The 17,666-nt window shown below is 39.8% G+C and carries 17 protein-coding genes; 6 read left to right on the top strand and 11 right to left on the bottom strand.

The window, feature by feature from the left end; genetic code table 11:
* Positions 1 to 7 precede the first annotated feature (7 nt).
* From QQK06_RS02380 to sdhC, 4 genes are read right to left on the bottom strand one after another with little or no spacing between them, the layout of a single operon-like run.
* Positions 8 to 718 carry a succinate dehydrogenase iron-sulfur subunit gene (locus QQK06_RS02380; protein WP_284242982.1) on the bottom strand — a complete coding sequence of 237 codons (711 nt, stop codon included), beginning with the start codon at positions 716 to 718 and terminating at the stop codon, positions 8 to 10.
* A gap of 12 nt (positions 719 to 730) precedes the next feature.
* Positions 731 to 2,500 (bottom strand): succinate dehydrogenase flavoprotein subunit, encoded by a 1,770-nt coding sequence (sdhA, locus tag QQK06_RS02385; RefSeq protein ID WP_284242983.1) that lies wholly within the window; start codon positions 2,498 to 2,500, stop codon positions 731 to 733.
* Positions 2,501 to 2,848: a succinate dehydrogenase, hydrophobic membrane anchor protein gene (sdhD, locus tag QQK06_RS02390; RefSeq protein ID WP_284242984.1), complete on the bottom strand. Its 348-nt coding sequence runs from the start codon at positions 2,846 to 2,848 to the stop codon at positions 2,501 to 2,503.
* Positions 2,842 to 3,216 (bottom strand): succinate dehydrogenase, cytochrome b556 subunit, encoded by a 375-nt coding sequence (gene sdhC / locus QQK06_RS02395; protein ID WP_284242986.1) that lies wholly within the window; start codon positions 3,214 to 3,216, stop codon positions 2,842 to 2,844. Before sdhC ends, sdhD begins: the two co-directional genes overlap by 7 nt.
* 405 nt (positions 3,217 to 3,621) lie before the next feature.
* On the opposite strand from sdhC, the gene QQK06_RS02400 reads away from it, so the two are divergent.
* Both QQK06_RS02400 and tcdA read left to right on the top strand, forming a co-directional pair.
* The gene (locus QQK06_RS02400) at positions 3,622 to 4,908 is read left to right on the top strand and encodes a citrate synthase (protein ID WP_284242987.1); all 1,287 of its coding nucleotides are present in this window, start codon (positions 3,622 to 3,624) and stop codon (positions 4,906 to 4,908) included.
* Between the two features lie 316 nt (positions 4,909 to 5,224).
* The gene (gene tcdA, locus QQK06_RS02405) at positions 5,225 to 6,025 is read left to right on the top strand and encodes a tRNA cyclic N6-threonylcarbamoyladenosine(37) synthase TcdA (protein WP_284242989.1); all 801 of its coding nucleotides are present in this window, start codon (positions 5,225 to 5,227) and stop codon (positions 6,023 to 6,025) included.
* Positions 6,026 to 6,046: 21 nt separating this feature from the next.
* Here tcdA and QQK06_RS02410 read toward each other — a convergent pair whose 3' ends face one another.
* Entirely contained in the window at positions 6,047 to 7,699 is a 1,653-nt protein-coding gene (locus QQK06_RS02410) for a SufS family cysteine desulfurase (protein WP_284242990.1), read from the bottom strand.
* A gap of 148 nt (positions 7,700 to 7,847) precedes the next feature.
* Between QQK06_RS02410 and QQK06_RS02415 the strand changes: the two genes are divergently transcribed.
* Positions 7,848 to 8,069 (top strand): hypothetical protein, encoded by a 222-nt coding sequence (locus QQK06_RS02415; RefSeq protein WP_284242991.1) that lies wholly within the window; start codon positions 7,848 to 7,850, stop codon positions 8,067 to 8,069.
* An 11-nt stretch (positions 8,070 to 8,080) separates the two neighbouring features.
* Here QQK06_RS02415 and QQK06_RS02420 read toward each other — a convergent pair whose 3' ends face one another.
* The 3 genes from QQK06_RS02420 to glnB form a co-directional block, all read right to left on the bottom strand.
* The gene (locus tag QQK06_RS02420; protein WP_284242992.1) at positions 8,081 to 9,502 is read right to left on the bottom strand and encodes a tetratricopeptide repeat protein; all 1,422 of its coding nucleotides are present in this window, start codon (positions 9,500 to 9,502) and stop codon (positions 8,081 to 8,083) included.
* Between the two features lie 14 nt (positions 9,503 to 9,516).
* The gene (gene nlpI, locus QQK06_RS02425) at positions 9,517 to 10,410 is read right to left on the bottom strand and encodes a lipoprotein NlpI (protein ID WP_284242993.1); all 894 of its coding nucleotides are present in this window, start codon (positions 10,408 to 10,410) and stop codon (positions 9,517 to 9,519) included.
* A 118-nt stretch (positions 10,411 to 10,528) separates the two neighbouring features.
* Positions 10,529 to 10,867, bottom strand: a complete 339-nt coding sequence (gene glnB / locus QQK06_RS02430; protein WP_284242994.1) for a nitrogen regulatory protein P-II — start codon at positions 10,865 to 10,867, stop codon at positions 10,529 to 10,531.
* Between the two features lie 170 nt (positions 10,868 to 11,037).
* Between glnB and nadE the strand changes: the two genes are divergently transcribed.
* The 3 genes from nadE (at position 11,038) to QQK06_RS02445 (ending at position 13,199) form a co-directional block, all read left to right on the top strand.
* Positions 11,038 to 11,868, top strand: coding sequence for an NAD(+) synthase (nadE, locus tag QQK06_RS02435; protein WP_284242995.1), 831 nt, complete (start codon positions 11,038 to 11,040; stop codon positions 11,866 to 11,868).
* A 92-nt stretch (positions 11,869 to 11,960) separates the two neighbouring features.
* Positions 11,961 to 12,518, top strand: a complete 558-nt coding sequence (locus QQK06_RS02440; protein ID WP_284242997.1) for a GspH/FimT family pseudopilin — start codon at positions 11,961 to 11,963, stop codon at positions 12,516 to 12,518.
* Between the two features lie 105 nt (positions 12,519 to 12,623).
* Positions 12,624 to 13,199: a GspH/FimT family pseudopilin gene (locus QQK06_RS02445; RefSeq protein WP_284242998.1), complete on the top strand. Its 576-nt coding sequence runs from the start codon at positions 12,624 to 12,626 to the stop codon at positions 13,197 to 13,199.
* Between the two features lie 44 nt (positions 13,200 to 13,243).
* Here the strand turns inward: QQK06_RS02445 and QQK06_RS02450 are convergent, their stop codons facing one another.
* From QQK06_RS02450 to QQK06_RS02460, 3 genes are read right to left on the bottom strand one after another with little or no spacing between them, the layout of a single operon-like run.
* Complete coding sequence (locus QQK06_RS02450; protein WP_284242999.1) at positions 13,244 to 13,570, bottom strand: TapY2 family type IVa secretion system protein; 327 nt, start codon at positions 13,568 to 13,570, stop codon at positions 13,244 to 13,246.
* A gap of 4 nt (positions 13,571 to 13,574) precedes the next feature.
* Positions 13,575 to 13,985, bottom strand: coding sequence for a type IV pilin protein (locus QQK06_RS02455; protein WP_284243000.1), 411 nt, complete (start codon positions 13,983 to 13,985; stop codon positions 13,575 to 13,577).
* Complete coding sequence (locus QQK06_RS02460; protein ID WP_284243001.1) at positions 13,985 to 17,659, bottom strand: pilus assembly protein; 3,675 nt, start codon at positions 17,657 to 17,659, stop codon at positions 13,985 to 13,987. The genes QQK06_RS02455 and QQK06_RS02460 overlap by 1 nt, the downstream gene beginning before the upstream one ends.
* Between the last annotated feature and the right edge of the window lie 7 nt (positions 17,660 to 17,666).

Below are 17,666 nucleotides of genomic sequence, written 5' to 3' on the forward strand. Positions count from 1 at the left end.
TTAAATATTACACTGCGCGAGAAAGTAACATTGACTTAATATGGCCAATGGCTTTCGTCGGGTTCAATCCTTTCGGACAAACATCCACACAGTTCATGATACCGTGACAGCGGAATACACTATAGGCATCTTGTAAATCATCTAAACGCTCTTCTGTTGCAGTATCACGGCTATCGATTAAGAAACGATAAGCATGTAATAAACCTGCCGGACCGATAAATTTATCCGGATTCCACCAGAAAGACGGGCAAGATGTTGAACAACAAGCACATAAGATACACTCATAAAGACCGTCTAGATGTTCACGCTCTTCAGGCGATTGTAAGAACTCTCGTGCTGGCTGTTCTTTACCATCGTTAATCAAGTAAGGCTTGATTTTTTCATATTGATTGTAGAACTGAGTCATATCAATAATTAAATCACGCACAACGGGCAAACCTGGTAATGGACGTAAAACGATTTTACTTGCCTTAAGCTCAGATAATGGCGTAATACAGGCTAAGCCATTTTTACCATTCATGTTTAAACCATCTGAACCACAAACACCTTCACGACAAGAACGGCGGAATGATAACGTTGGATCTTGCTCTTTTAACAAGATTAACGCATCAAGTACCATCATGTCAGAGCCTTCAGGGATCTCTAATTCGTAATCCTTCATATAAGGCGCATTATCAACATCAGGGTTGTAACGGTAAATCGAAAAAACTTGTTTCATCGTTAATGCTCCTTAGTATGTACGTGCTTTCGGTGGGAAAGCTTCGCGGTGAACAGGGCTCATATTTACTGAGCGCTTAGACATCTCTTCAGTATCTGGCGAGTAAATTGAGTGGCATAACCAGTTCTCATCATCACGCTCAGTAAAATCTTGACGTGCATGCGCACCACGAGATTCAGTTCTAAAATTAGCTGCCTTAGCAGAACAAAATGCAGTTTCCATTAAGTTATCTAACTCTAAACACTCGATACGTTGCGTGTTAAATTCTGAAGACTTATCGTCTAATTTAGCATGTTGTAAACGCTCACGAATTTCCGTCAATTCTTTCATGCCTTGAGCCATCGCATCACCTTCACGGAATACCGAGAAGTTCATTTGCATGCACTGTTGTAAATCTTTACGAATTTGCACCGGATCTTCACCCGTTGTAGATGACTCCCAACGATTGAAACGTGCTAATGCCGCGTCAACGTCTGACTCAGAAGCATCACGTCCACTTTGCGTATCATTAAGGTAAGTTCCTAAGAAATTACCCGCAGCGCGACCAAAGACCACTAAATCAAGTAATGAGTTACCACCTAAACGGTTAGCACCATGTACCGATACGTTAGCAATTTCACCGACGGCAAATAAACCTTCAATAATGGTGTCTTCTCCTGTTTCAGGATTAAAGCTAATCGCTTGACCATTTACATTACAAGGCACACCACCCATTTGGTAGTGACAAGTAGGAATGACTGGAATTGGCTCTTCAGCTGGATCGACATGGGCAAAGGTCTTAGATAAATCACATACGCCTGGTAGACGTTGATTCAAGGTTTCACGACCTAAGTGATCTAGTTTCAATTTAATATGAGGACCCCAAGGACCGTCACAACCACGACCTTCACGGATTTCCGTCATCATTGAACGCGCAACAACATCGCGACCCGCTAAATCTTTAGCATTTGGCGCATAACGTTCCATAAAGCGCTCACCGTCTTTATTTAACAGGTAACCACCTTCACCACGACAACCTTCAGTCACCAATACACCTGCACCAGCGATACCTGTTGGGTGGAACTGCCACATTTCCATGTCTTGCATTTGCACGCCAGCACGAAGCGACATACCGACACCATCACCTGTGTTGATGTGAGCATTAGTCGTCGAAGCAAAAATACGTCCAGCGCCGCCCGTTGCTAATACGGTAGCACGCGCTTTAAAGTAACACACTTCACCGGTTTCAATACAAATAGCGGTAGTACCAACCACATGACCATCATCATTTTTGACTAAATCTAGTGCGTACCACTCAGAAAAAACATTAGTTTTGTTTTTAACGTTTTGTTGGTATAAACAGTGAAGTAATGCATGACCAGTACGGTCAGCTGCAGCAGCGGTACGAGCCGCTTGCTCACCACCGAAATTTTTAGACTGACCACCAAATGGGCGTTGATATACTTTACCGTTATCAAAGCGAGAAAATGGTAAGCCCATTTTTTCTAATTCGATAATTGATTCCGGACCCGTTTTACACATGTATTCGATCGCATCTTGGTCACCGATATAATCAGAACCTTTCACTGTATCGTACATATGTTGTTCCCAGTGATCTTCATGGGCATTACCTAATGCGACGGTAATACCACCTTGTGCAGATACGGTATGAGAACGGGTTGGAAACACTTTTGAAATCAAAGCACAAGATTGGCCTGATTCAGAAATAGCTAATGCGGCGCGCATACCGGCGCCACCGGCGCCAATTACTATGGCGTCAAATTCACGAACAGGTACGCTCATTTACACACCCCACACTGTCAAAAAGCCAGTTACTAAATACGCAAGTAAAGTAACAGCAAAGAAAAATTGTAACACACCACGTAAAAACGCTGGTTTGATATAGTCTGATAATACCTGCCAAATACCGATCCAAGCATGAATCAATAAGGCGAACAATGCCACAAGAGTGAACACTTTAGTGCACATATTGGCAAAGAAACCTTGCCATAACTCAAACGTCACTTCAGGTGTGGTAACAAAGAAACCTAAGATATAAAAAGTATAAAGCGCCAGTACCACTGCACTCGTTCTAATAAGAATAAAATCATGTACGCCACTACGGCCTACAGTTGCTGCATTATTTACCATAAATTAACTCCTACAACGACAGTTAGGATCAGCCAAAGAGCAAGCACTAATTTAGCAGTAGCATTGCCAGAACTTAACTCTTCAAAATGCCCCATATCCATCAACAAATGACGAATACCACCAAGTACGTGGTAAATAAGAGCAGAAGTAATACCGATAATAATCAATTTAAAGAATACGCCATCAAGTAATGATTTTATTTGTGCGAATCCTTCAGCAGAAGATAATGATAATGAAAGTGTCCACAATAAAATACCAATAGCAAACACCATAATGACACCAGAAATACGGTGCAAAATAGAGACATTTGCTGCTGGATGCATTTTTATTGTAGTTAGGTCTAGGTTTACAGGACGTTGTTTTTTCACGATTGTGCCTAAGAGCTCAAAGAGCCTTCAACTTTTTTTTATTGTTACCCAAGAATAATTTGTATGAGCAACCCCCCAAGGATCTTAGTAGATATTTGCAAAACTTAAAGTGATCAGCAAACAAAACTTAGATCACCGTGATTATATAGCCCTAAGTTTTTAATTACAATTTCTTAACCGACAAATTCATCGCAATTTTAAAGGCTTGCGTCTATTTTTTGACCTATAACAATTATTCATATGACTTTAGTCTAAACATATAACATTTGAATTGACTTATAGGGGGTGTTTTGCAGTAGAATAGCGCGCAGTTTTATATTCATAAAAACTGATTAACTTTGCAATTTGCTATAATTATATAAATCAAGGTTACTCAGAAAAACGAATTAGATAGGGGTAAAACATATGGCTGATTCAAAAGCCTCTCTTAGTATTGATGGCAAGGTAATTGCCGAGTTACCAGTTCTTTCTGGTACAGCTGGCAATGACGTAATTGATATTCGTACATTAGGTGGTGCAGGCTACTTCACATATGATCCAGGCTTTTTAGCCACCGCTTCATGTGAATCAGCTATTACATATATCGACGGAGCTAAAGGTGTACTTCAGCACCGTGGTTATCCAATCGACAGTTTGGCAAAAGAAGCCGATTATTTAGAAGTTTGTTATATCCTTTTAAATGGAGAAGCGCCGACAAAATCACAATATGATGAATTTAAAGACATCATTACTAACCACACTATGGTGCATGAGAAGCTAGTGCATTTCTTTCAGGGCTTCTTGCCAGATGCTCATCCAATGGCGATGGTTTGTGGTGTTGTAGGTGCATTATCATCTTTTTATCACAGTGATTTAGATATTAATGACCCAGAACAACGAATGCGCAGTGCTCATCGTTTAATCGCGAAAATGCCTACCATTGCAGCAATGGCATATAAATACAGCATTGGACAACCGTTTATTTATCCGCGCAATGAATTAAGCTATGCAGAAAACTTCTTGCATATGATGTTTTCAGTACCGGCTGAAGAATACAAAGTTAGTCCAACATTAGCGCGCGCAATGGACCGTATCTTTACATTACATGCGGACCACGAACAAAATGCTTCAACGTCCACAGTACGTTTAGCTGGTTCTTCTGGCGCTAACCCATATGCTTGTATCGCAGCAGGTGTCGCATCATTATGGGGACCTGCACATGGTGGTGCTAACGAAGCATGTTTAACTATGTTAGAAGAAATTGGTTCATTAGAACGTGTTGATGAATTTGTTGCCAAAGCGAAAGATAAAAATGATCCATTCCGCTTAATGGGCTTCGGACATCGTGTTTACAAAAACTTCGATCCTCGCGCTACTGTCATGCGTGAAACTTGCCATGAAGTATTAAAAGAGCTTGGCATTAAAGATCCACTATTAGATGTTGCTATGGCACTGGAAAAAGTAGCACTTGAAGACCCATATTTCATTGAGAAAAAATTATACCCGAACGTAGACTTCTACTCAGGTATCATCTTGAAAGCTATTGGTATTCCAACCAATATGTTCACGGTGATTTTTGCGATGTCACGTACCGTAGGTTGGATATCTCACTGGGATGAAATGTTAGGTCAGCCAGGTCAAAAAATTGGCCGTCCTCGTCAGAACTATGTTGGTGAAATCAACCGCGAATTTGTGCCATTAAAAGACAGATAAGTTCATTTAATTTTATCGAAAAAAGGCAGCGATTAAGCTGCCTTTTTTATAGCTGTAAACATAAAAATTTCGCAAAAAGTTACTAGCCTTCACTGATTTTTCAAACACTAGTTTTAACTAATTACTCAAATACTTATTCATTTTGAATATTGGATACAAACCAATTTCAAGCGTTTCTCCTCATACAATACAATTGCGCTTTACTCCATAGAAAAACGAGCCAGTTAGCGAAAATAAAATTGCCGGGCAATACATTTTTTACCTGTCGCAGTATATAATGCGCGCTTTACTAGATTCCGGTTTAAAAATTTAATTCATGTCTGAATATCAGTTACGTTTTGGCGGCATTAGTCGTTTATATGGCCAGACAGGCGCAAAGGTCATTCAAGCATCACACTTTTGCGTTATTGGCATAGGTGGCGTCGGTTCTTGGGTGGCAGAAGCGTTGGCACGCTCAGGTGTTGGCACCATTACATTAATCGATTTAGATGATATTTGTACGACTAATATTAACCGGCAAATCCACGCACTGACAACAACGGTTGGTGAAAGCAAAGTCGATGTTATGGCTGAGCGTATTAAACAAATAAACCCAGAATGTATTGTCCACATCATAGAAGACTTTGTCACCGAAGAAAATCTAGTTGAACTACTGTCAATGGGATACGATTATGTTATCGATGCCATAGATTCAGTTAAAATAAAATCCGCAACTATCGCTCATTGCAAACGAAACAAATTACCGATAATCACCGTGGGTGGCGCTGGCGGTCAAACAGACCCTAGCCAAATCCAACTTGCTGATCTTAGCCAGACCTATCAAGACCCATTATTATCTAAAGTCAGAAACCAGCTGCGCCGCGATTACAATTTTTCTCGAAATACTAAACGAAAATTCGGTATCGACGCAGTATTTTCCACCGAGCAACTAATGTATCCAGACAGCGATGGCGAAGTGTGTCATGCCAAACAAACACAGGATGGCGCAATGCGATTAGATTGCAGTGGTGGCTTTGGTGCGGCCACCCATGTTACTGCCAGTTTTGCTTTTTTTGCCGTAGGTAAAGCCATTAATAAATTACTACATCGCCATAAGTTAAAAAACAAAACACTCTAACACCTTCGCTTATGAGTAGAATTAACTAACCGACGTTTTAATTTTTTCAACAATGGCCAATAAACCGTTGCCGCGTGATGGACTTAAATGTTTCAGTAAACCGAGTTGCAGAAAATAGTCATGAATATCAAATGCCAAAATTTGCTCGGCAGTTTTGTTATTGAAAGCGCTAAACACTATCACCATTAAGCCACGAATGATCTTAGCATCGCTATCTCCCCGCAACAGATAGCGACCACCAGCTATTTGACTAATATCAAGCCATGCCGCGCTTTCACAACCTGTGATCAAACGCTCTTCTGTGCGTAAGGCTTTTTCCATACGTTTAAGCGTTTTGCCTAATAGCATGATCTGCCGGTGTTTATTATCCCAACTTTGCTGCTTGGCAAATAAAGCGAGTATCTCAGATACTTGTTCCTCTGGTGCACTATTAGACGCTATATTTGACTGCTCGGCCGGCTCAGTCATTAACATTTTTAAACAATCAATCAAGTAATCAATTTCTGCAATAGTGTTATACGCTGATAACGAAATACGCAAACAGCCTGATAAATCTAAATATGACATTAACGGCATGGCGCAATGGTGCCCTGCCCGGATGGCAATGCCTTTAGCGTCTAATGCTGCAGCAACATCTTGTTGATGTGCATTATCAAGATAGAACGAAATCAACGGGATATCAGGAATTTCTTTGACCACAAAACGAACGGCACTAATGGCAGCTAGTTGCTGATAGCAATAGCGAGTTAACTGCTGTTTATATTGATAAAGTGACTTTTGCTGATGTTGTGAAACAAACTCTATCGCCTGAGCAAAAGCAATACAGCCCGCAATATTTGGTGTGCCAGCTTCAAATTTAAACGGTAATTCATTATAAGTCGTTTCATTAACACTAACGGTTTTAATCATTTCACCGCCGAATTGATAAGGTGATACCTGCTCTAATAATGACTGCCTGCCATAAAGCACGCCAACCCCAGTCGGTCCATATAATTTATGAGCAGAAAAAACATAAAAATCACAGCCTAACTTCTGTACATCTACTTGCGTATGAGCAACAGCCTGAGCGCCATCAACTAAGGTCAAAGCGCCAACTTCTTTGGCACATTTAATCAAGTATTCAACAGGGTTAAACTTTCCCACGACATTAGATAAATGGCTACAGCAGACGATTTTTGTCTTGTTGCCAATTACTTGCGTTAACTTAGCTCTGTCAATTCGCCCTGCTTCATCCAAGACTAACCACTTTATTTTTGCCCCTTTTTGCTTAGCTATCGCCTGCCAGGGCACAATATTGGCGTGATGTTCAGCATAACTCAACACTATCTCATCTCCTGGAGAAAGGAATTCACTCCCCCAGGCCTGAGCGATCAAATTAATACTTTCAGTCGTGCCTTTAGTCCAAATAATTTCCTTAGCAGAAGATGCATTAATGAACTTTTGCACTTTAACGCGCGCCAGTTCAAATAAGCTGGTAGCCATGCTGCTTAACGTATGCGCCCCACGATGCACATTTGCATTTGTAGTTAAATAAAACTGCCGCTCTGCTTCAATTACCGACAATGGTTTTTGCATGGTTGCCGCATTATCAAAATAGACTAAGTTATGTTGCTCTATTTGTTGTGTTAGAATAGGAAAGTGTTTACGAAACGCTTCAACATCAAATGTTTTCATATCAGTAAGTTGGCATTAGTACGGCAATAATAAGGCTAAATTATACCTAAATTTAGTTAAAAATATTGCAAGAATCTTGTCTTTACTATTAGGTGTTATCAACAATAATCGTCTATAACTTATAGATGGTACTAAATAGGTGAGTAGTATGGCCTTATTTTCATGGTTTATTGGCACCCAAAATGCCAAAGATATCGCAAATAAAAATTCTCAACTCGACGTAAAAGAAGCAACTTTCAGCCTAAATACTATGTGGCCGACAGCCAAGGTTCGACGAAACGCCATCGTAAAACAACAAGAATTCACCAATTCACTGCAAGATAAAAACTCAACAATCAAAAGTACATCATTAAAAGAAAAAGAAAGTTAGCATAGTGCCAGTCAACGACCCGTTGATTGCGCAATAGCGATATTACGCTGGAAATCAGGCATTAAAAACTGCCGTGGTGTTGCTGCTAGCAGACGCGAGTATGTGTCAGGAAAGCTAAGTTCATGGTAAGCCATACTAGTCAACGACGCTAAAGGTTTAAACGCCTGAATAGCATTCGGTTGATTTTTTTGCGCTAATTGGTTGTTTAAACAGGTATCGCTGTTAAATAAGCCTATTTCATTATTATATTCCTCTGGCGTGCCTAAAAGCCACTGACCATTAGACTCAGTTAATATCGGCGTTTGCGCTTTGATCATTTTCCCCCAGGCTAATTGTTCGATAATACGCTTTCTTATTGCTTGTCTATTTCCTGATAAGCGTTTAGGCAATACCGCGATATTAAAAGCAAATGGTGAGGTTTGAACAGCTGCACATTTTGCGTGGTTTTTCGGCAGCGGATATTCATCAATAAAGCCAAGCAAGTGCTCTATTTCATGAGTAAATACGGTAAAGCTATCGCTGCTGTCTACATATAAGATGCCATGATTAACGTTCGCACCACCTTGTGGCAACATCACACCAATATAGCGGGTGTCTATCGTCGCTGCTAGCTGCTGCCAGTGCCCTTCGTCACATCGAATGGTATCACTCCTTTGATGCCAGCAACCTAACTGAGCGAGCGAAATATAACGTGGCTGAGTAAAACAGACATAAGGATTTAGTGATGTTTCATTAAATTGAGTAATGAACTGCGACACTCGACGTAAATGACTAAGCTCAGTCGCATACATTTGCACACTGGCAACACAAGTTTCCTTCAGCTTTTGTTCATCCGGTTTAACTGCTGATACCGAATAATGAAATAATTCATTCAACAATGGATGCTCAGGCTCAATCATCTTCAACTTTGCAGTGTATTTTGCTAAACGGGTTAAATCTCCTTGAATGAGCGCAATGTCGATTAGCAAACGCAATGACTTTTCACTCCATGCTGCACTAGCGTGATCATCGATTAGTTTACTGAGTAAAGTAACTGCCGCCTGATAATTTTCCTCTTTTACTCGAAGGTTAGCCAGTATCCAAATCGCCTGCTCATTCTTTAACGTCATTGCATGAGCTAACCAGAGCTCTCCCTGGTGTTTATCATCTTGTTGTAAAAAATATTGCGCTAACTCTACCGCATAGTTAGCTTTTGTATTAGCAAGTTCTCTGGTTGCCTGCAACCAAGCATTAGAGCCAACGGCTTGGCCTTTACGTTGGTATATGTAATAAGCTGGCAGCTTAAGGTACTTGGCATAACTAAGCACATACTCACTCGCATTGCCATTAACAATACGCTGAGATAAGTTTTCAGGCAGAAAAAATGAGCGTAACCACCAACAGGTCATTACGCTCATTAAGATAAAAACAGTAAATAGTATGCGCTTATTCATCAAGCACCGAATGATTATTGCGACGGTATACCATTAACAACATTTCGACGCATAATGTCTAACTCTAAGCGAGCATATCTATGCTCAACAAACTCATAAACATTTGTACTTAACGCTAACTTATAAAAGTTAGCAGCCGCTCTTTTATCCCCTTGCATGGCATTTAATTTTCCTAGGTAAAAATACGCTTCGCATAATCGCTCGCTGAACTCCTTATTGGAGTTCACATTATTAGTGATATCGCGAATAAATGCCTGCTGAGTTATTTCACCACCATACAAACGAATAATTTGCTTTGCCCAAACATTTTCATTGATATCCGCAGCATGTTGTTTTAAATGAATTAATGCCGCTTGGCTGTCAACTTCTTGTTCGACTAAATAGAGCCAAAGTAAACGATAGGGATCATCCTTTTGCTTTTGATAAAATAATTGTAAATCTTCCAGCGCTAAATGAGCACGTTCACCATAATACAATGCAATGCCTCTATTTAAATAAGCATATTCATGCTCAGGGGCTAACTCTAAAGCTGAATCAAATGCTTCATAGGCCTGATCAAATTCTTGCAATTGAGTATAGTGAATGCCTAAAAAGTTATACGCATCTACCAGATCAGGCTTTAAACGCAATGCCCGATTAAAATCTAATCGAGCCAATGAACGTAGGCCAACGCTATCGTAGATCACGCCGCGATCATAATATAATTGTGCTCGCTGCTCATCGGTTACTTCTGCCCGGTGTAGCACATCAGTTAATCGAGCTAACGCTACTTCACGTTTATAATTTACCACTAATGGTTCAGCGATAACCAATTGGTTAATAACAGAGTCAGTATTTTGATTTGTTGAAGCACACCCTTGCATCAACAAATACATAGCAACCAACAAAAAGGAATATAATAATTTCACTAAATTAAGACCTATAACATAAGTGCGCTTCGATTATACCGAAGCGCGTTATAAAAGCGAGTAGCAAAAGCGGTAACAGAAAGGATAATAAAACGCTTTTTCTAAGAATAGCAACTAATTAAATAGCTTCCGCATCTTCTTCACCAGTACGGATACGAATAACACGCTCAACCTCAGTGACAAAAATCTTCCCATCACCTATTTTTCCAGTTTGTGCTGTGTCCATAATTGTTTTAATACAACGTTCAACATCTTCCGTTTGGATAACAATTTCCAACTTCACTTTAGGTAGAAAATCCACCATGTATTCCGCACCGCGATACAATTCAGTATGACCTTTTTGTCGACCAAACCCTTTAACCTCTGAAACAGTCATCCCAGTGACGCCAATTTCACCCAGTGCTTCACGTACATCATCGAGTTTGAATGGCTTAATAATCGCCTCAATCTTTTTCATAAAGTGCCCTGTCGCATTGTTACTTCCAGTAAATTATAACTGCATTGTACACAAATCTATAGGTGAAACAAAAGGCCACATGCTCTGTTGATAAATTTAAATTTGCTCACAAAAAATAATAAAGTTTGCTAAACTACTGGCGCTTTTTAGGTCAACCGCGAGGAAAATCAATGGATCCGCAAGCTATTATCGAAGAAATGAAAGTGCTACCTGAAATAGATGTAGAATTTGAAATTAATCGACGTGTCAGTTTTATTAAAAATACCTTACTTAACTCAGGTTTAAAGACGCTAGTTTTAGGCATTAGTGGCGGTATAGATTCATCAACTTGTGGCAAACTCGCTCAACAAGCGGTTAACGAACTAAACCTAGAGGGTCAAGGCAACTATCAGTTTATTGCGGTTCGACTTCCCTATGGTGTACAAGCTGATGAAGAAGATGCTCAACAGGCAATAGAATTCATCCAACCAAGCCAAAGCCTAGACGTTAACGTTAAACTCGGTGTTGAAGGTATCCACCAAGAAGTAATAGGCGCGATGCAACACGAACACCTTATCGGCCACACAGATAGCTCTATCGATTTTGTCAAAGGCAATGTTAAAGCCAGAACCCGCATGATAGTACAATATGAAATAGCGGGGTTGACCCAGGGGTTAGTGATAGGTACCGATCATAGTGCAGAAAATATTACCGGCTTTTTTACTAAATGGGGTGACGGTGCCTGTGATTTAGCGCCACTTTTTGGTCTGTCGAAGCGACAAGTAAAACAACTAGCAGCACATTTAGGTGCTCCTGAACGCCTTGTTAACAAGGCTCCTACCGCCGATTTAGAATGTATCACTCCAGGTAAAAAAGATGAAGATGCGCTTGGTATCAGCTACGAGCAATTAGATGATTTTCTTGAAGGCAAGCCGGTAGAGCAAGAAGTATTAACTACAATTTTATCCATCTATCAAAAAACCCAGCATAAGCGTGCAGCTATTCCAACAATCTATGACTAACGTATCTTTATAGCTAAAATTCTGTTGGAAAACTCCAAAATAAACGGCTATACCTAAAATTACGTGTTAATAGACTTCAAGGATGAAGTAACATGCGTAATAACCATGGATTTACCTTAATTGAACTACTAGTCACAATTTCAATATTAATTTCACTGACGGCTATTGCCGTTCCCAACTTTACGGATTTCATCGTCAAACTTCGCGTAGATAATGAAATATCGACACTATATCGCCTTTTACTCACAGCGAGAAACTCTGCAATAAACTCTGGGCAAGACACCACCTTATGCCCTCTAGTCGATAATACTTGTGTTGAAGACTGGTCAAAAGCTTTATACGTTTTTACTGACGCTAATAACGATAAACAATTAAATAACAATGACGCTATTATTGCGATGAAGCCTGCCATTGAAAATGATGATAAATTACAATACGCCAAAGGGCGAACGGGAATTACTTATAAAGCAAGTGGCCATTTATCAGGTTGGGGGCAAAATGGTACCTTTAAGTATTGCCCTAACAATCATGCCAACAAAGCACGCGGTATTATTGTTGCTATCTCAGGTAGACTTTATCAATCATTTAATAAAGGTAATAACAAGCAAGACGTTAACCGGAGTAACACTTATATCACATGTAGCTCTTAATTTAAGGTAAAGCACGGATAATTACCGCCAATCCCGAGTTAAGCTAGAACAATACGCTTTTCAGTGTTATAAATAAGGTATGGCCTTTATTTGATGATATTACTCATGTTAAGCAGTAGATGTAGTCGTAGAATTATCAAACCTCAGGGTTTTACCTTAATCGAGTTATTAATTTCAATTTCTATCTTAGGGGTTTTACTCGCCATCGGCGTTCCTAGCTTAAGTGAGTATATGGTGCAAACCCGAGTTGATTCACAAATTGCAGAACTCCACCGATTGGTATTAACCGCAAGAAACACAGCTATAAATAGTGGAAAAAATGTCACCATTTGTCCATTATCCGAAGGCAGTTGCACAGGTAACTGGAAAGCAGAACTATCAGTATTTACTAATGAAGATGACGATACTAAATATGACGCTGCCGATGAAGATATCGTGAAAGTTAAAGGAAAAGTTGAGTCAGGGGATACATTAAAATTCAATCAAGCACGAATTACCTATACCCCTACAGGGCGACTTGTCAGCGGAGCTAATAGCTTGTTTAGTTTCTGCCCATCTAACTACGCAGAATTATCGCGCGGCGTGAGTATTTCATTATCAGGCCGAATATACACCACGCAAGATACTGACAATGATGGTAAGGATGAAGACAGAGATGGTAATGAAATAAGTTGTAGCTAGTAATAATGAACTACAACTTATATTACTAGTTAATATTCATTCTTTTATCTTGCGGTATTATTATCAACTCGTCTGGCTTGTTCAGTTGAAAATTCATCTTTTAATAACACGCATTCGTGCACTTTATAAATGTTTTGTTTTTTACCATATCCGGCACTGTGTACTTTTTGCCCATGAATCCGTTGTGCTAACTTAGCTACTTGCTTTTCCCTAACATTCCAAAAGGCAACGGTTTCTCCACCACCGACTAATTCAACATAGCATTTAACATCAACATGCTTACTTGGCCGACTTTTTTCATCCGCACTGATACCGTAAAAACTAAGCAGACAACAAAAAGTACCAATCAAATTTTTTACATATATTTTCATTTTACTACTCCCAACACCCGCTACTAGGTGTTTTCGCGCCAGTTTCTGATATCGTCATAGTTAAACACCCAGTGTCTTTTAACTGGCTGCCTTGCGCAGTAGCAGTTAACGTAAAACCACTAGCTGTCAAGGCTGACTTAATTTTGTAATACCCATGCTCTGTTTCATGAGTGCTACCTGAACCACCTAACTTTGACATGTCATTAGTGTAGGCACGAGTATCAACAAATAACTGCTCTTGTAAATTAGCAAACCGTACTAATTCTCTTTGCCCTTCGGAACGGTTAGAACGCAAAATATGATCTAAATAAGATGGATACGCGACCGCACCTAAAATGCCAATAATGGCAACCACAATCATTAATTCGATTAAAGTAACGCCTGACAAAGATTTAACGCTAACACTACGAACCATTATTGTTCCTCTTTAACATATTGATAAGTTCTCATCGTTCTTAGCTGAAAGCCAACCGGGATTATTTTACGACCAACAATGATATTACCAACCGCATCACCGGGAGTTTCACCACCATCATCCTCCGGCACAACAATCAAGGTTGGAGCACCTAAAAACTGTTCACTGATATAGGCAATTCTATCATCTCTATTATCGGCATCTTCCGACTTCCAATCATAAATTTTAGTGCCTAATGCCAAATCGATTGCATATAGCCAGCCTTTACCTGTTGGCGGCTTACAATCGATTAATTCACCACTAAACTCTGGAGGAGTGAATGATGTAAAGTAAGCAACACCATTAATAACAATTGCTGAAGCCGAGCTTTTTTCACCATCCTGAGTAAAATTAACATACCAACCATCTTTAGCACTAACAGCCAATTCAAGTGTTTCCCTCGCTTGGCTAGTCATAGTTTCACCAAAAGGGTTATCAGTATAATTATACAAATCTGGCTTAGTTATCACTGTCGGAATTTTAGGCGTAGAATCAGCTGTAAATGCTTGAGTCTTAATATTTTTATCTTTGATCATAAAAAAGGTGTCATCGGTATCCGTTCCAAGAGGATTCGAGCGATCACCGCTGCCAATTAACACAGCATCATAAGGTATTTCCTGATGAGACACTATTTGTGTAGTTACCCCTTCTTCATCAGTAATGTCTGTTTTTAGCGTTTCAGAAATAAAAGTTCTAACAATAGATGGCTCATTAAAAAACCTGAGGTCATTGGTATCATCTCCAGCAGTATCACTACCTAAACTAGCTAATTTAAATACCGTCCATTTGGACTTATCATCACCCGGCATATCTACGCGCCAAACATTGCCACCTGTATCACCAGTGTATAATCTATCGGTGAAACCATCGCCATCACTGTCTAACGTGGCAATACTCGAAGGTATACTGTCATTTCCAGGAAATGTTGTAGTCGCCCCTGATGGGGCCATACTCCATAATAAACTACCACTGACTAAATCCACCATGTAAATAGCGCGGCCTTTACTATCACCTGACTCAGGTCCACTAGTATCTTTATTCGTATCATAACCGCCGCCTAAAATAACAACGGGTTTTGCTACTGCGCTATCGCCACTACCTGAAGCATTGAGTTTTGAAAAGGCGACTTTAGGTTTTGACCAGGTTTGGCCTAATTCACTAAAATCACCACTATTGGTAATATGCCATTTTAAAATAGGGGCAGAATCCGGATTAGTAATGTCTAATGCATAATAAGAACTACCACCACGGCGTAAACCAAAAATAATATACATTTTATCGCTGCCATTGACTTTACCATTACCATCAATGTCGTCAAAATAGGAGGTAATTTGACCATCTATGCCGTAGACCTTATCGGCAGAAGCATAATTGTCTCTCAGTGGTTTTATATTCTTTAAAAACTCTGTCGGCATAAATGCCCAGTTTTCTTTAACCGAGTTGCCACCATCTTCAAACATATGCAGTGCTCCTGCATTAGTACCGATAACAATTCGTATTGCACTTTTACCCTCACCTAAATCACCATAATTCACGACAAGAGGTTTAGAGTGAAGCGGATCGCCGAATATATCAGGCCGCATATTTGGCACTGAATTATCAACTTTAACATCATCAACATTTTTCCCCATAGCCCAAGCAATATAATCAGCCACTTCATCTTGCGGGACATTAAGCTCTGTCGCCAACCCCGCAGCATCAGTAAAGGCTGTTTCAAGAGTACTATAATTAAAAGTAGCTAATGAGCCAGTACCACTGGTATCTGTATACAAAGTTCGTTGATTAGTATCGGTTAACGTGCCGAACCACTCTGCGACCCCACCTTCAGCTACCTTATTGCCATCAGTTACCGATGACCAGTAGCTTTGAACAAATTCAGAAAAATGGCCAGAGTCTTCATCTATGGCGGCAACACTATTAACACCCAATTGTACACCATTGGTAACTTTGTACTTTTTCAAATTACCTTGCCATCTTGGACCTATCTGCGGATCAAACATCGCATAATAGACGGAGTTTAAGGTTTCGGTTCGATCAAAATTATTTGCTGCAACCGACGCGGACGTCAAACTATCGTTTGAAGGCTCCAAATTACGCAAAGTACCAAGTAACGCTTGAGTTAATTGTAATCCTGTCTTAGCTTGAAAATAGGAACCACCACCACGTTTAGCCGTTTCAGTTAATAACCCTTTAGCATTATCCGCACCACTACTAAAGCCGATGGTATGAGTTGACACTGTCTGCACACCATCAAGATCTGGGTTAATGTCATAATTTTCCATCCAACCAGCAAGGGCCGGTAAATAGTTGTTACTAACATAATCATCAGAATATTTACTGCCAATTGTTAAGCTTTCTTCAGTAAATTTTTTCAATTCAAATACCTGGTCGCCTTCACTATCGACACTATCCGTCGGCATTAAAGACGTTAATGCTTCTATTCTACTGTCAGCGCCGTAATCTTTTGTTGGTTCACCGTCGGTCACTAAAATAATAAAGGCTTTACTGGTACATTCATCAAATGGCGCTTTATAATTTTTAGAGCCGTCAATTATTGTCGAATCTGCCGGCGGTTTATTTTTGGTATATCCTGCTCCAGGACTAATATCATCATCACCAAAATCAACGGCAGCACCGGCAAAATAACGTGAAGCTTCATAAACCGATTCGCATAACGGTGTCCAAGTTTTTGCCGTAATCACATTATCGATAATATCGATCAGAGTTGCTTTATTGGTGGAAGTCATTTGACGAATGCCCATTACAACACGTCCACCATTACCATCGGTTGCCAGATCGCCTTGATTATAATTAAAGACCTCTAAACCGAACTCAATACTAGGGGTACTTTCAATAACATCAGTAATACTATCCTGTGCTATTTTTAGTCTGGTTTTAGTTACCTTATTGACACTTTGCCCATAGAACCAACGTAAATATTTTGCTGTATACAAAGTGACTAATGGGCCGGACCAGTCAACCTTTTTCACTGCTGCGCTGTTAATATCCGTGTCATGATACTCAGGATTGTTTTTATTACCTAAGCCATCAGCCGGATAACCTTCAGCTAAAGCATCAGCATTTTTCGGATTACCGATTATTGCGTTACCGTCACCATCTAAGATCAAATTACCATCAGCATCCGTTCGCTCTAAAATGACATCATCTTCGCAATCTAGTACTTCGATATTAAGTCCGTTATTATCAGGTATTTCCTCCCAAGTACCGGTATTACCTTTTAACCTATATTCCCGAATGCGGCCAGTATAAGTACCTCTTCTTGCTAGTATGTCTTTTGCAGTTTGGCAACTATTAATATCTATATTGAAACGTCTGGCATCACTGGGGCTGGTTGGAATACTTGAGACACCATCGGCCCCCCCTTTATTAAAATAAATAGCACCATCATTAAAAGCATGACTAGCAGCTTCTGCCGCATATTCTTCATTAGGGTCGAAATCATCATTAACTTCTTCAACCGTCGTCATACTGCCTGAATTATCAAAAATAATTAACACTTTAGATTTAGCAGCAGACTGCTTTACCACATCACTAATATAAAGTTCTATATCTTCCGAAGAGACCATAGTTGACAAGCATGCTAACATGCCCATGAGTAACGTTTTTTTCATCATAAAATCC

Origin of the sequence: Thalassotalea insulae (genome assembly GCF_030161395.1) — a bacterium.
Taxonomy (GTDB): Bacteria; Pseudomonadota; Gammaproteobacteria; order Enterobacterales; family Alteromonadaceae; genus Thalassotalea_E; species Thalassotalea_E insulae.